A 15,000-nucleotide genomic window follows, 5' to 3' on the forward strand; every position below is an offset into this window, starting at 1 on the left:
AGTCCCCTATTCCACCATCACCGTGGCCAGCAGGGCTGCATGATCCGAACCTGCGATAGGTACGGCCTGCAGCTGGTTGGCTCTGATGTCACGGTCCACCACAACATGATCGATGGCCACCAACCTGGGCAATGGGGCCCTGTCGGCCGGCCAAGTCATGCTCATGCCATGCCCGGCCTGACGTGCCCCATCGCTGAACCGCTCCCCCAACATGTCTCGGAAGACCGCATGGTCATAAGTTGCGTTGAAGTCTCCCATCAGCACGTATCGAGTGTGCTCGTGGTTTCGCAGCTTTCCCAGGTCGGACACGCTGCGTCGCCAGGCATTCCAACTGCCAGGTTGCGGCGAGGTGGTATGGACCGAGACAAATCTGACGCTGGTCTTGCCTCTGCCGAAGTCGATGTTGGCCGCCGGCATCATGGAAGAGCGAGATCCCACGTCGTCCTTTGAGGGCGACTGCATTGGCGCGGCCGTCCAAAGACCGTTGGCGTATTCCTTCGAAGATGTGGAAAGCTGCTCGTGGGGCAGATAGCGGTCGATGCCGGCCTTGTGCAGACGGTCCACAAAATCCTTGCTGACCTCTTGCAGAGCCAGCACCTCGACCCGGTTGTCGCTGACAGTCTTGACTACCTGATCGGCATCGGCCTGACCTTTGTAGACGTTCAGCGTCATGACCCGGGCCACCTCGTCGTACCGGTCGGGATGCTCAAGAGCTGCGAGCTGATCAGCTTGGCCATTGAGCTCGGATCCTTCTTGGTAGAAGGGATACTGCCAGTAGACATTCAAGGCCAAGGCGGCGATAAGAACCAAAGCCGTGAACCATCGTGAAGACATCAGAGCCAGGAGCAGGGCCAGCAGACCCAAGAGGATGAACCAGGGCGTCAGAGCGGCCAGATCAGGCAGGTATGGGATCGATGACAGCCATGCCGGACAGGCACGCGCCGCCAGAGCCAGCAAGCTGGCCAACGCCAGCAGCCTGGCCACCCACCCAAAGACGTGCCTCACCAGGAAGGACTGTCTGAATCTCGCCATGGTCTCCTCCAGAAAATCATCGCCGACCCGGTCCCCCTCCAAGGAACACACAGTCAGCTCGACCGTTGAGCAATTGTAAACCACGACCATATGGCGGACGGGTATATGAACCTAACTTCTTCAGAAAGGGAACGGTGCTAGCCCGCACACCAGCGACCTGCCCAAGTCCCCCTTCGTGGTACAGTAGTTTCCGTTGCCCCGGTAGCTCAGGGGATAGAGCACTTCTCTCCTAAAGAAGGTGTCGTGCGTTCGAATCGCATCCGGGGCACCCTAAAGGTTCAGGCATAAGGAAGTACTTGGCCTTGCTCTCCGCAACCATTTCCCAACCCTGAGGCTTTCCATATTCTGGCGTATCGCCAACGGGTATCCCCCGCTACTAGCTTCCGCACATGTACATTGGAGGAGGTTTCGGTGCCGCTAGTCGAGCTTATACGCGGTCTGGCTGATACAGCTGCCGGGTATGCTTCGAAGTCAGAGCAGTCGATGAGGTCATGTCTGACTAACACCATGTGCTGATCACTGCGCTCGTTTGACCATTACCAGCCCAAGGCGAGGGGCGTTACAGGTCAGGGACGTCCATCTGAGGATGACATATCGTCCCTGTTATCCCAATGCTCAGCCTGCAATACATGCTGCCTGTTCCACTTAGCCAAGTGGCGAATGATCGTCTGATTGCTGTTGAGATAATAAGCGGCCAGCTCCCGGTTGAACCAGGTCCTGTCCTTATCACTGGTGGGCACAGTGAGCGGATGCCGGTCGCCATGCGCGATCAGCAGCCCATTGCCAGCGAGCAGCGCAGTCCTCTTATTGCCGTCGCCAAATGGCTGCATCTTGGCCAGTCCGGCGAAAAGACGCACCGCATCTTCCAGGATGTCTTCTCCAGTTGCTCCCCCAACGGTGCTTTTTATCAGGGATGCAATGGTGGCAGAATCAGGCACGGGTGGCTCGTACCGCCCCAAAGGGGTGCTGACCATGACGGGGGTGCGTTCGTCGCGCAGCTTGCCTGGTTCCATGGCAGCAGTCCTTGTCAACTGCGCGTTGATGGACTTCACGTAGGCCAGGTCGATCGGCTCGCGAGCATAGTCGTAGTGCAGGGTGTAGTCCGCGGCCTGCCGCAAATCTAGCAGAAGGTTGTAGTCGGCCTTGGAATTGACGACCTGGGGATTGCCGGTGCGCAGGAACTCCTCAGTGGCCATGAAAGTCGACTGCAGCCCATCAAAGGTGCGGCCCATGGAGTACAGGAGCCCGGCAAGTTGTTTGGTGCTCAGCGATCCGTACTCGCACATGTGTGTTTCCTTCCGTTCCTGTTCTGCTTAGATTCTCTCATGCCAGCCGTATTCTGCATCAGCTGTTCTCGCCCGGCTTCCGACCGACCAGCAGCAAAGAGCTCAACTCCAGTGGGCAAATCCTCAATGTGGCGGCGACACTTACTATGTCCAGGAACCAGTCGCTCGAACATGTTTGCCGGATTCTTGCTCATGGTATTCACGTGTTCCTCTTTCCTGTTGCGTCGTGCTGCTTATCGAGCAACCCATTTTCAGGTGTCACGTATACAAGACAAGGAAACCGAAAAGTTCATTGTCGAGAGGGCTTACATCCCCCTTCCCGTGCCTGGACTCGTAGCACTCTGTGTCCTGCACAACGCTTTCGAAAGAATCCAGGGGGGGGGGGGCTTGCATGGCGTGGTAGCCGATAAGATGTTGTATCCCATAGTTCATGACACAGCATCGATAGACTTATTGACACCATGGCAGAACCTGATATTTGGACCATAACGCAATCGATAATTGTGAAAGACTTGACTCAAAGTTAAAAATACGATTGGAGTATGCGAATCGCTTCCAGGCACCCCGTATTTGCCAACGCAGTGGATATTGAGGATAATAAAAAAGTTGCATATTCGCGCATGACTAACAAATCTGCACAAATCTGCACTTGAAAACCTGCTTTGAACATCGACCGGCTCAATCATTGTCGATAAGCCTCATCCGAAAGGAACGCCATGTCTCATCAAATGCACCAGAACGAGGATGTAGAGGATAATCTCCTCAACTGGAATGACAGGGCAGTTGTGCATGCCAACGGTGGCTATGGAGACCTTGACGCTTTTGCGGATGATCCATCGGCCCTGTCGTCAGTAACCCTGCGCGATCTGGAGGTTTTGAAGCCGCATCTTCCAGAACACAGCATCAAAGGGTTGCACCTTTTGCATCTGCAATGCCATATAGGCTCTGATACCATCTCATGGTGGCGTTTGGGGGCACGAGACGTATATGGCCTGGATTTTTCTCCCACCTCGCTGGATTATGCCAGGAAGCTATCTGAACGGGCCGGAGCATCCATAACCTATGTTCAAAGCGATGCTCGATGCGCTGCCGATGCCATGCCTGATCAGAAAGGCTCGTTCGATGTAATCGTCACCAGCTGCGGAACCATCACTTGGCTTCCCGATCTGAAAGACTGGGCTCGTTCAATCGCCTCTCTTCTAGCAGACGGTGGAATATTCATGATCCGCGACAACCATCCACTGCTTTTCGCCTTGAACAATGAGGGCATGTCGATAGTTCAAGATTATTTTGGCGGAACAGAAACGACCTACGAGACGGATCAAAGCTACACGTCAGCAACCGACTCGCTCGAAGATGGGACAAAACCCCAAATTACCCACACCACCAATCACAATTGGGCTCATGACTTCCAGGAAATAAGCAGTGCTCTTCTGGATGCCGGACTGACTATAGAGGCCATCGGCGAGCATAATGTGGACGACTGGCAGTCACTGCCAATGCTTGAGTACAGTCCAGACCTCCAGGGATGGATCATGCCCCACAATCAGCCTCAGATCCCCCTGACCTTCTCGATGGTAGCCAGAAAGAAAGTTTGACCGGGCAAGTACGAGCGTGGTTTTGCTTAGACATGGTCTGACTTGGCCCGGCGGCCCGTCCAGCAGATTGGCTTCTGTTAATTCCGTTGCAGCATGAGTTGCGCAACGCAATTAACAGAAGCACTCCGTGCCGAATTACGATAACGCATTATCGTTCACCTTCGATCCCGCCAATGTCGAGGGACAGATCCGTGGAAGGCCAGGCTGTGAGATTAGGTAAACCGCGCATTTTAGAAATGCTTTTATACGGGTAAGCCGCTGGAGCCGATAGCACAATCAATACGTGTCAGTTACTCGCCTTGCTTGAGTCTGCGATACTTCATGGGCGTCAAGCCCGTGCTCTTCTTAAAAGAGGCACACAGTGAGGATTCGGATGTGAAACCGCACTGCTGACAAATCTGTCGTATGGACATCCCGGTGTTTACCAGCAAATACTGCACCGCATGGATCCGGGAATCCACCAGGTAGGCATGCGGCGTGATGCCGGTTTCCTGCTTGAACAATCGAATGAAGTGGTACTCGCTCAGAAAGACTCGTTTAGCCAGCTCGGAGACGGTGAGCGGCTCATACAAGTGGGAGGACACATAGGCAATCGTGTCCTCAACCACCTCCTCCTGCTTTCGCCTGAAGGAGCGCGGCTGCTCATCGGCAAACTCGGTGAGCAGGTCGGTGATGTATTTGGACATCCTCGCTTCCGAATAGCCGTTTTCCGCTGTCATCAAGGAGGTAATGGTCCGCATCCGTTCCAAGGCGTAGGTCTCGGAGGAGAGCATGAAGACATTGCCCAGCTTTCTGATGATGTAGTCGTAGTAGGGCCGAGCCATGACGCCGTCGAAGTGGAGCCATTGAGCGGTCGTTGGGACATCAGTGCCGTATGCATGGTGCGCATAGCAATTGACCAGCGCAAACCGGCCCTCCTCAGCTACGAATGAGCCTTCAGGCAGATCCAGCGTCAGCCTGCCGTTATCGATATGGATGATCAGATAACTGTCAAATGATCGCCGCTCCAACCTATAACCGGGTTCATAGGAGAATTTGCCCACCCGTAGCGGATAGAAAAAGGTCGTGCGCGCAATAGCCGAAGGGGTGTGAATCAAAAAGTCAGAAGCATTGACATCGATACCGTGTTCAGCAGGCTTCGCCACGATGCACCTCCTTTCCGCACGAATCACGACAGCCGCTCCTGACGACCTCTAAACGGACTCAGGACTATGAAAGCAACCAGTGGCTTCGACCTTACGCATGAAGCCACGAGACAACACATACATTAGTCATAGGGTTTCATCCTTGCAGATACGGCAATGCCGTGGTCTCATACACAAACAATACAAGGCAACGGCAAGGTTCCCATTTACTTTAAGAAAATCAGTGTACGTTGAAGCCCCGCTGCTTACCACATTCCTTAAGGTGCTTCTGCCAGGCATCCACACCTTGCTTCAGAGTCATCTTCTTGTCGGTATAGGCAAAACCGGTGGCGTCAGCGAGTACGGTCCGCGCATAGACCTCGAAAGGGACAGTGGCGTGACTTGGGATCACATCGCTTGCCACCTTGGCACCGACCCGACGACGGTAGCTGAAATACTGATCATTTGGATAACTGTTCTGAATGCAACTTGGGTCCTACAGGCCTGCCATCGCTCAAATAAGGAGCAACAGTTATCGAGGCTCAAACTGCAGACGAATTGAACTTGACCTCTGTCCGCAGAAGTTACTACCCGGCAGAATCTCGCAAAACTCAGGAACAAAGGCGAGCCTTCCGAAGACTACGTCGACAACCTATATATACGCACACATGCGCTTGTCCATACCCGGGAGATTATTCATTAGGTAGCTAACAATCTATCCAAGGGAGAGCCTTTGAGCGAAGACTACGGCAAACGAATCAAACGGGCGGCCAACCTCATGTCACGATCCATGGATGCCTACGCGGCCCAGTACGGGCTGACCGGCACGCAGATGTCCATCATCGACTTCCTGGGCGAGTCTCAGGACCACACCCAGCGGGACATCGAGATGGAGTTTGACATCCGCCCGTCCACAACGACAAAAATCCTGCAGCGAATGCAGACCAGCGGACTGGTTGCCGCCAAACGGGATCCCAGAGACGGCCGTCAACGCATCATTGCTCCCACCGCCAAGGCCCGGGGCCTGCAGAAAGCCGTGCGGGACTATATAGACAGCCAGCAGAAGGCCATGGATCGCCGGTTCAACCAGCGTGATTTAGATGCTTTCGACCGCGTGCTGGCCTATTTCATCGCCTTGAATTCCGATGACTCCACCCAAGCCGGAAAGGAACCTCGCCCATGAGCATAACCAAGGAGCAAAGTACAGCAATCCCCCGCAGGGTAATAGGCGCGGTGGTAGCCACTGGCATCATGTCCTTCTGCGGCGTGATCGTGGAAACGGCCATGAACATCACCTTCCCTGCGCTCATGAGCCATTTCGGCATCGGGACCTCCAGCGTGCAGTGGATGACCACCCTCTACCTGCTGGTCGTCGCCTCCATAACCCCGCTCTCGGCGGCCCTCAAGCGCCGATTCCGCAGTCGAACCCTCTTTCTGTGCGCCAACCTGCTCTTCCTGACTGGACTGATCATCGACGCACTGGCTCCGGTCTTTCCCCTCCTGCTGCTGGGAAGGGCCATACAGGGGCTGGGCACCAGCATCGCCCTGCCTCTGATGTTCAACATCATCCTTCAGGAGGTTCCGACAAAACGCATCGGCACCATGATGGGCGTGGGCACCCTGATTACGGCCATCGGACCGGCCATCGGCCCCACCTTCGGCGGTCTGATAGCGACCACAATAGGATGGCGTTTCGTCTTCATCATTCTGATCCCCGTACTGATCATCTCGCTGGTGACGGGCCTGGCCTGCATACCCTCGGTTCCGGTGGCAGCGAACGGGGAAGAGACCGGTTTGGAGCCTCTTGACGTGTTCCTGATGGTCCTGGGCTTTGCAGGCCTGATCTTCGGCATCAGCAACGCCTCGGCAGGATGGCTCTCCTGGAGATTCGGCGGAGCTCTGATTCTAGGGATTGTCGCCCTTGCAGCGTTCACTCTTCGCGCCCGGCATCAGGCCCAACCGATCATCGACGTACGCCTGTTCAAAGACCGGCGCTTCTCCCTGCACGTCGGCGCCTATATCCTCTTCGAGATCAGCGCTCTGGCGCTCTCGTTCATCCTGCCCAACCACCTGCAGCTGGTTGATGGCTGCACCTCGCTACAGGCCGGATTGGTAGTGCTGCCGGGCGCGGCGATCGGAGCTGTTCTGGCCCCACTTTCCGGCAGGCTCTACGATCAACTGGGCCCGCGCATTCCCATCATCAGCGGCAGCTGTGTCGCCCTGATCGGCCTTCTGGGATTTGCCCTGACCGCCCGTCGGCTGACAGCCCTGGCCATCCTAATCCTCTATATTTTCTTCATGCTGGGTATCGGGCTGAGCTTTGGCAACATCATGACCAACGGTCTGCACCGGCTTAGCCAGGAGCAACAGGCCGACGGCAACGCCATCTTCAACACCGTCCAACAGTTCGCCGCAGCCATCGGCAGCAGCCTGGCGGCCACCATCGTCGCAGCAGGCCAGGCCGCAGTCGCAGACCGGCGGCTGGGCACCGTCAACGGCTCCCAGCATGCCTTGATCCTGTTGTTGATCATCGGCGCCCTGGAGGTTCTGCTGGTCCTGGCCGCCCTGCACCGCTCTCAGAAACCGCAGCACGCTTGAAGGATGGTGGCCTTCAGTCCACGTCCAGGAAAACCCTCATCTCGTTTTCGCCACGGTTGGACCAGGCGAAATAGGGAATCAGGGTGGCTGTGGCCGGCATGCGACGGACCGGTTGCCATTGACGGTAGAGCGCAGCAGTATCAGCTCCCTCTGCTGACTCCCTCCAAGCGGGCACCTGCAGTCTGACCATGCTGCGGCTGATCGCATCGACATGGCCCTCGGCCTGAGGATCGTCGAGATACGCCCCGGCCTGGAAGGTGAATGGCTCGACTTTCACATGGCTTGCATCACCCGACAAGGCGCTGCCGTCCAGATGCAGCAGATGCAGATTGGCCCCATTGTCCCTTTCCTCGGCGCAGTAGACTATGGGTCCCCTGGTCACCGCCACCTTGCCGGCATCCTGGCTGACCAGAGGGTTGGCGGCAACGACACGCACTGGCATGTCGAAGTCGATGTCGATCCGATCGCCCTGCTTCCAGGGACCCGAAAGGTAAAGGTACCCCTGTTCCACACGTCGGCTGATGGCGTTCGAGGAACCTTGGCCTGTGTGAACGGTCACCGCATCGGCAGCAGCATCGCCGCCAGCCCAGGAAGGCAGACGGAGAGCCAGGGTGGTCCGGCCATCACTGGAAGCCTCGACCTCTAGGCGGATTCGGCCTTTCCAAGGCAGTTCCGATTGCACCCGTAGTGCGATCGACCCCTCTCCCAGGTCCGCCTGGATCCTACCGCCGATGTAGAGGTGCACAAAGAGCGTGGACCCTTCCTCGGCTAAGGTGTAAGCGTAATCCTGCACCGATTCGACCAGCCGTGCCAGGTTGGGCGGGCAGCATGCGCAACCGAACCACCGTTTACGCACGATGGGCACGTAGCTGTAGCGGGGATCCTTGTTCCGCTTGGTCTGCGGCCTGACCTCGAGGGGATTGCCATAGAAGAAGCTCTTGCCATCCATGGCCATGCCGTCAAGCACTGTGTTGTAGAGGGCCAGCTCCATCACGTCGGCATATTCGGACCTGGGGTCCAGCTGCAGCATTCTTCGGGCGAAGAAGACCATAGCCACAGAGGCGCAGGTCTCGCAATATCCGGTGTCGTTGGGCAGGTCATAGGCGTAGGAGTGCGATTCTGCATCCGCGTCGGCACCCACTCCTCCTGTGACGTAGAGTTTCTTGTCAACAATGTCACGCCAGAGGGCATGCACCGCCTCATTCAGTGCAGGATCCTCGGTCAGCCTGGCCACATCGGCAGCTCCGGCGTACAGATACCCGGCCCTGACCGCATGACCCACAGCTTGACGTTGCTGAGCCACCGGCTCATGGGCCTGGTAGTAGGCATAGGGTGCTGGCCTGCTGTCGTCGACAGTGAAGTCGGCATGCTCATGGGCCGCCCTCTGCCGATCCTCCTGCTCGAAATAGAGGGGGCTTGTTCCCCGCTGATTGACAAAGTAGGCCGCCAGGTCCAGATACCGCTTGATTCCAGTGGCCTCATACAGGCGGATCAGAGCCATCTCGGCAATCTCATGACCCGGATAGCCATGCAGCTGATTGTCGTCCGGCCCGAAGGTCGCGGCTACATAGTCGGCGAACCGCTCGGCCGCATGCAAAAGCTTGGTCTTGCCCGTGCCCTGGTAATAGGCGATGGCACCTTCTATCAAATGGCCCAGGCAGTAGAGCTCATGATGATCCTTGAGATTGGTGAAGTGCCGGTTCATCCCATTGAGGATGTAGTAAGTGTCCAGGTATCCGCTGTCCAGCTGGGCCGCACAGACGATGTCGATGGCACCGTCGGCCAGCCGCTCCAGCTCGGCATCCGGATGATGCGCCAGCGAGTACCCCACGGCCTCCACCCATTTGGAGAAGTCGGTGTCCTGGAAAACGTAACCATAGAACTTGTCCGGATCGGGATGAGCCGGGTCTTCCGGCAGGCAGTGGAATCCCTGATTGGTGTAAGTCGGCGGCTGGAAGTCTCCGCTCCCCTCCTGCCCATTCAGCCTCTTGTTGAGCGCGGCGGCGGCGCGGAAGTTGTGCATGCAGTAGCTGGGCGAAGCGCCAGGCACCTGGTCGTTAAGGGCCTTCCATTGGTAGGGCAGGACCGCTGTTCTGACCAGCTCCTGCTCAGCCGACCAGAAGGGGTCGTCGACGCTGGCCTGGCTGATGTCGATAGGCCCACTCATATTGGATTGCCGGCTCATGCTGCCATCTGCCTTTCAATGTGACGACTGAAGACGGTCAGCACCAGCGCAACGGCCACCAAGGCCACCGCAACGATGGGGAAGAGATAGACCTGCTGGTCGGCCGTCTGGAAGAATTTGAAGAAGATGATGGCAATGGCATTGCCGATGGCTGCGGTCTGGTTCCATGCCGTCTGCAGCTGGGTCTCGTAGGACTCAGGAGAAAGTCCGGAGACCAGAGAACTGCCAATCGGGCCGACGAGCTGGTCGGACAGGGCCATAAAGGCGTAGTAAATCAGCACCCACCAGAGGGAGTAGCCGGAGGATCCGCTCCCGCCCAGAATCAGGGAGGGTATGGTCAGCGTGAAGAAGGCCAGGGCCGTGACCAGCAGTCCCATACCATATTTATAGGTGGTCCGGATTGCCCCGGCACGAGTCTTGGTCCACAGGAAGATGAAAATAGGCCCGGCTATCAGGTCCATGACCATGTAGATGACCTGGAGCGAGCCCGGAGCTATGGTGATGCCGAAGATCACCCGGTTGACCTTCTTGTCAAGGAAGATGGCGATGGCGCTGGTCAGCAGGGTAGCACCCAGGGCCATGACGATCTGAGCGAAGAAGAACCAGAGAAAGGCCTGAAGATGGGTGTGGTCACGGGCGGTCAGGTCCTTTTTGGTGAACAGGTTGACAAGGAAGCAGATGGGCACCACGAAGGCGAAGGTGGTGACGGCGTTGATTATGGCATTCAGGTTGAAATGCTTGGTCAGGACCAGGGCGGCGATGATCAGCGCCAGCACAACCAACCCGATGACCAGACCTTTGAGTATCCGCTGGCGCTCCCGGGCCGACAGGGGCTTGATGGGAGCCTCACCCAGGGGTCCGAAGAACCGATACTGGGTGAAGAAGATGGCCGCGCCGTAGAGAAGAGCGAAGACCCCTGCCACAGCGAAGCCGATATGGTAGTTGCTCAGACCGATCTGGCCCACCACGACCGGGGTGATGATTCCGGCCACCGTGTTGGCGAACTGGTGGATGGTGAAGGCCGCGTCGCGCCTGCGAGCGTCCTCCTTGCGGTAGAGCTGCCCGGTCAGGGAGGCGTTGGACATACCCATGATGGGCATGGACAGCAGCACCAGGGCGATGTAGGCCATGGTCTGCCCGAAGACCTGACTGGTCGGCGGTATAGCCAGGATGAAGAAGGCTATGGCCTTGAGCAGGTTGCCTAGGATCAGTGCCTTACGCATTCCCAGGACCCTGTCGGACAGCCAGCTACCCACGATATTGAGCAGTCCGTTGGCCGCACCCATGGCCGCGATCATCAGAGCCGCATCCCCTTGGGAGAACCCCAGCCCCTTGGAGAAGGGGGTGTAGAGGTAGTAGATCATCAGGGCGTAGAAGGCGCCCCAGGCGGCCGAGTTGCAGAAATTGCCCAGAGCCAGGGTCCCGATGGCACGAGGGTGTCCGAAGAAACCCTTGTCGTCCCTGACCTCTTCCAAGGTGCTCTCCGTGTGTTTCATGATTGCATCGCTCCCGGAATGGTGGTGAATTTATAGAAAAGGTGGATGATTTTGAGGTATAGATTCTTTACAGCCACCTGGGTCACCGACCCCTGCGCTGGTATGGTCCGGTCTGCCACAGTCGTTCCGTCTCCTTCTGACTTGCTTAGGCCCCACTGCCTATGCTGACTTCAATGGTAACGGGGGTGCATTTCGTGTCTGGTGGCTTAGAATTCACAATACGTGGAGCATTTTTACCGATTCTTCCCGATGAGAGGTCGACTTTCATGACATTGTTCTATGACCAGGAAAGCCATCCCCAGCCCGAGCTGGTCTCTGCCGGCACCTTCATCGGCGACCCGGGCTGGCAGCACAGCAGACGCATCATCAGCACCTTCGAAATCATCTGCAACATCCAAGGCTTGCTGCCCCTGCAGATTGGCGACACACGCTACATGGTCGGGCCCGGCACCTTCCTGATCGTCCCGCCCGAACTGGAGCACAAGGGATTCCGCACCATCACCGAAAGCCTGAAGTTCGATTGGATGCATTTCAGTCTGCCCGGCCTGACCCCAGTCGAGGGCACTGGCGATGACCCCATTGTTGATGAGACTTCGAGCATCCTCCTGCCTGCCTACAGTGAGAATCTGCTCATGGATCGAATCACCGTCATCACCAACCAACTGCTGGACGTCTGCCAGATGCACGGCGACCAACGCTATCTGAACGCCATCCTGGCCTGTGTGCTCTACGAGGTGACTATGCAGACCAGGCAGCTGCTGCACACCCAATCCATGAATCTGCACGAGCTGCAGCCGGTGCGCGACTGGATCCGCATCCACGCTCTGGGACCCATCAGCCTGGGGCAGATCGCCGACTACTTCAACTACAACAAGAGCTACCTGTCTCGCAAATACCGGCAGAAGTTCGGCATCACCATTTCCCAGGAGATCGAACGCTTCCGCATGGAGGCGGCCAAGTCGCTGCTGGTGGAGACCGACGACACAGTGGAAAGCATCGGGGCCATCGTCGGTTACAAGGACGACAAATACTTCATGAAGGTGTTCAAACGCAGCACCGGCATCAGCCCCACACGCTACCGCAGAACCTTTCATCAGCGCCACTTCAACTCCCACTGAAGCCGACCACAGGGTCGAGCGAAGGGAACAATAGGTGGTTTTTATTGACTCAATCCTCCCCGCCAAAGAGGTTTCGCCCATAAGTCCCATAGGATGAAAACAACAAGGTGATTCCGCAATGAAGGGAGATCCCCAATGCCTCATACCAATCCACCCCGGGTGATTTTCAGCCAGATGATCGATTCTCGACGCATCGAACTCTACTGGGATCAGGAGGTGAAAGGAGCCGCCGATCCCCGGCATTTCCGCCTTTCCCTGGACGAGCATCCTCTGCCACTGATGGAGAGGACCGACGTGGAGTGGAACCTGCTCAACGTCTATGAACCCATCAAAAAACGGTCCACGCTGATCACCAGGGAACCCTTGGATTTCACTGTCCTGGGACGCCTGACCATACGTGCGGACGCGGCCATCGTCAACCGACAAGGCCAGCATGCCGACCCGGAGGTCGAGATCGTGGTCAACAACTGGCACTATCAATACACCCAGTTCACCAACTGCCGCTGTGGCATCCCCATCGAATCATCGGACGACGTCAAGCACCACACCCGGCTGCTGGCGGCCGACCTGATCGACACCATGCTGTCCGCATCGCCGCAGGTAGCCAAGACCATGATCGCCGAGGGCGCCAGGGTCGCCATCTATGGGCTGCACGAGGACGTCTATGACATACCCGAGCATCGCGGCGGCGCCCAGATCATGGATCGGCCGGTGGAAGGCTATGGAGGCATGATCGGCGACCCGATCACTTCCATCTCCGCCGCCAACATCGAACGCATCACCGAGGGCGTACACCAGACCCGCTACCCCAATGAGTCCATACTGGCCCATGAATTCGGCCACGCCATCCACCTGCTGGGCATCAACCGCCTGGAGAATCAGAGCCTGGCTCACCGAATCCAAGCCGCCTACAGCCATGCACAGGAGACGGGTCTCTGGCCCCACACCTACTTGATGGGCAACATCGAGGAGTACTTCGCCACCCTGACCTCCATGTGGTTCAACGTCATGGCCGAGAGCGCCGACGACAACTGGGACGGCGTCCGAGGCCCGCTCAACACCAGGAACGAGCTACGCGAATACGATCCGACCGGCTACGACCTGCTTGCGGACATCTATCCACAGACCGCACTGCCCTACCCCTGGAACACCAACCCGGTCAACCATGACTACAGCGGGCATATGGACCAGCTGCCCTGAGAGCACCCGCTGCGACTTCGGGTCTGCTGACAGTGAGGATCGCTCGTGATGCTAACCCGACTAACAGGAAGGAAGAGTGGCGACTAACCAGGTAAATATGGCCAGCATTCGACCGCGAATGATACAAGTCGGCAAATATCGAGTCGGCAAGTATTTTGTATACTTGGAGAAAGAGATAAACTTGCCTCAGCTAATAACCGCTCTACTGAGTTATGAGACTTAAATCAATCTAATTAACAATGTTGTGAACCCTCCACCACCTGCGTAAGGAGAACTGATGAAGGAGACAAAGGCTTTTGGACAGACAGACTTTGATCCTGCAGAGGCGCATGAGCGGGATTCCCGGGTACGCGTGAGACGGCTCACGGCATTGCCAGCCCAATTCCGCAGCAAAGCAAGAACAGCTGGGGCTATCTGGAAAAAACAAATAATTGCCCTCGTAGCAGTATTGATGAGTGTGGCCCTGTTCTCGGGTTGCCAGGGATCGAATAGGTCAGAGCCATCAGTAAAACAGGTCTCCAATTATCTTTCATCGTTGACAAAGTACAACGTTTCTGGTGACGGCAGTGTCAAAACCATCTCTGCAAACAAATCGGGAACCCTGTATGTACTGGCACAGCGAGCCGACCTCAAGCGGACTGATGCCGCGCAATGCAAGGTGAACGGGCAAGCCATGCAGCGTTCTTCTTCTGACATAAATTACCCAGCAGGTGACGGAAAGAATTTCTTCCCATTCGCACAAATCGAGATCGCGCAAGGCAACCCACACAAGCTCTCTTGCAACCAACCGAGTGGGACCAAATTAATTGCGTTGCTCGACCCGCATATCCGAAACTTATAGAGGCCAGACCAGCGATGCAATCGAGCTGCAGGAAGTTGATCGAAAGCAGCTACAAGTAAACAGCAAACGTGCGTCCCATTCTGCCTGCCGTCCGGAGCCTCCAAAGTCGTGGAACAGTAAGTAACGAAACCCGATATTCGACAACCTTCACAGCCCGAATATCGTCGTTAAGAAGCCACAATGCAGTTATAACCTGGGTGTCGTTATAGCCTGAGTGTTATAAGACCAGGTGTGATAAAGTTGTTTCAGATTGTCGGGATTGTACCTGGCCTACGGCTGGCCTGAAAGATGGGGGTATCCGATAGCTTGGCCGCTGTTCCTGGGGAAGGGGATCGTAATTAGCATGCGTCGGCATTCGTACACAACAGGTAGACCAGCTATGGCCGTCAGTATTCTGCTCGCCATAATCCTGCCCGCAAGCCTTATCGCAGGCAGTTTTGCCACAGCTGACACTGCTGCAAGCGAGCCTAGTGCTGCCGACACTGCCGCGCCGGCCGCACTAGGAGGCACCGGGGGGGGGGG

Annotated in this window: 11 protein-coding genes and 1 tRNA gene; 7 read left to right on the forward strand and 5 right to left on the reverse strand. The window is 56.8% G+C overall.

Annotated features, from left to right (window positions below; all coding sequences use genetic code 11):
* Window positions 1-6 precede the first annotated feature (6 nt).
* Complete coding sequence (locus H3T93_RS04125; protein ID WP_144176739.1) at window positions 7-1,122, reverse strand: endonuclease/exonuclease/phosphatase family protein; 1,116 nt, start codon at window positions 1,120-1,122, stop codon at window positions 7-9.
* Window positions 1,123-1,227: 105 nt separating this feature from the next.
* Here H3T93_RS04125 and H3T93_RS04130 point away from each other — a divergent pair.
* Window positions 1,228-1,300, forward strand: a tRNA-Arg gene (locus H3T93_RS04130).
* A 298-nt stretch (window positions 1,301-1,598) separates the two neighbouring features.
* Here H3T93_RS04130 and H3T93_RS04135 read toward each other — a convergent pair.
* Entirely contained in the window at window positions 1,599-2,318 is a 720-nt protein-coding gene (locus tag H3T93_RS04135) for a Fic family protein (protein ID WP_232348614.1), read from the reverse strand.
* A 716-nt stretch (window positions 2,319-3,034) separates the two neighbouring features.
* Between H3T93_RS04135 and H3T93_RS04140 the strand changes: the two genes are divergently transcribed.
* The gene (locus H3T93_RS04140; protein WP_198214738.1) at window positions 3,035-3,916 is read left to right on the forward strand and encodes a class I SAM-dependent methyltransferase; all 882 of its coding nucleotides are present in this window, start codon (window positions 3,035-3,037) and stop codon (window positions 3,914-3,916) included.
* Between the two features lie 290 nt (window positions 3,917-4,206).
* On the opposite strand, the gene H3T93_RS04145 is transcribed toward H3T93_RS04140, so the two are convergent.
* Window positions 4,207-5,061: an AraC family transcriptional regulator gene (locus tag H3T93_RS04145; RefSeq protein ID WP_046322609.1), complete on the reverse strand. Its 855-nt coding sequence runs from the start codon at window positions 5,059-5,061 to the stop codon at window positions 4,207-4,209.
* Between the two features lie 712 nt (window positions 5,062-5,773).
* On the opposite strand from H3T93_RS04145, the gene H3T93_RS04150 reads away from it, so the two are divergent.
* Window positions 5,774-6,223 carry a MarR family winged helix-turn-helix transcriptional regulator gene (locus tag H3T93_RS04150; RefSeq protein ID WP_052733277.1) on the forward strand — a complete coding sequence of 150 codons (450 nt, stop codon included), beginning with the start codon at window positions 5,774-5,776 and terminating at the stop codon, window positions 6,221-6,223.
* Window positions 6,220-7,638: a DHA2 family efflux MFS transporter permease subunit gene (locus tag H3T93_RS04155; protein WP_046322606.1), complete on the forward strand. Its 1,419-nt coding sequence runs from the start codon at window positions 6,220-6,222 to the stop codon at window positions 7,636-7,638. Before H3T93_RS04150 ends, H3T93_RS04155 begins: the two co-directional genes overlap by 4 nt.
* 13 nt (window positions 7,639-7,651) lie before the next feature.
* On the opposite strand, the gene H3T93_RS04160 is transcribed toward H3T93_RS04155, so the two are convergent.
* Window positions 7,652-9,823 carry a glycoside hydrolase family 127 protein gene (locus tag H3T93_RS04160; protein WP_046322602.1) on the reverse strand — a complete coding sequence of 724 codons (2,172 nt, stop codon included), beginning with the start codon at window positions 9,821-9,823 and terminating at the stop codon, window positions 7,652-7,654.
* Complete coding sequence (locus tag H3T93_RS04165; protein ID WP_046322601.1) at window positions 9,820-11,319, reverse strand: oligopeptide:H+ symporter; 1,500 nt, start codon at window positions 11,317-11,319, stop codon at window positions 9,820-9,822. The genes H3T93_RS04160 and H3T93_RS04165 overlap by 4 nt, the downstream gene beginning before the upstream one ends.
* Before the next feature lie 266 nt (window positions 11,320-11,585).
* Here H3T93_RS04165 and H3T93_RS04170 point away from each other — a divergent pair, with 266 nt between their 5' ends.
* The 3 genes from H3T93_RS04170 (at window position 11,586) to H3T93_RS04180 (ending at window position 14,478) form a co-directional block, all read left to right on the forward strand.
* A complete protein-coding gene (locus H3T93_RS04170) occupies window positions 11,586-12,437 on the forward strand; it encodes an AraC family transcriptional regulator (RefSeq protein ID WP_186363862.1) in 852 nt (283 codons plus the stop codon).
* A gap of 135 nt (window positions 12,438-12,572) precedes the next feature.
* Complete coding sequence (locus H3T93_RS04175; protein WP_144176737.1) at window positions 12,573-13,637, forward strand: hypothetical protein; 1,065 nt, start codon at window positions 12,573-12,575, stop codon at window positions 13,635-13,637.
* A 277-nt stretch (window positions 13,638-13,914) separates the two neighbouring features.
* Window positions 13,915-14,478 (forward strand): hypothetical protein, encoded by a 564-nt coding sequence (locus H3T93_RS04180; protein ID WP_144176736.1) that lies wholly within the window; start codon window positions 13,915-13,917, stop codon window positions 14,476-14,478.
* The last annotated feature ends 522 nt before the right edge of the window (window positions 14,479-15,000 follow it).

The organism is Bifidobacterium sp. M0404 (assembly GCF_016101415.1).
Classification (GTDB): Bacteria; Actinomycetota; Actinomycetes; order Actinomycetales; family Bifidobacteriaceae; genus Bombiscardovia; species Bombiscardovia polysaccharolytica.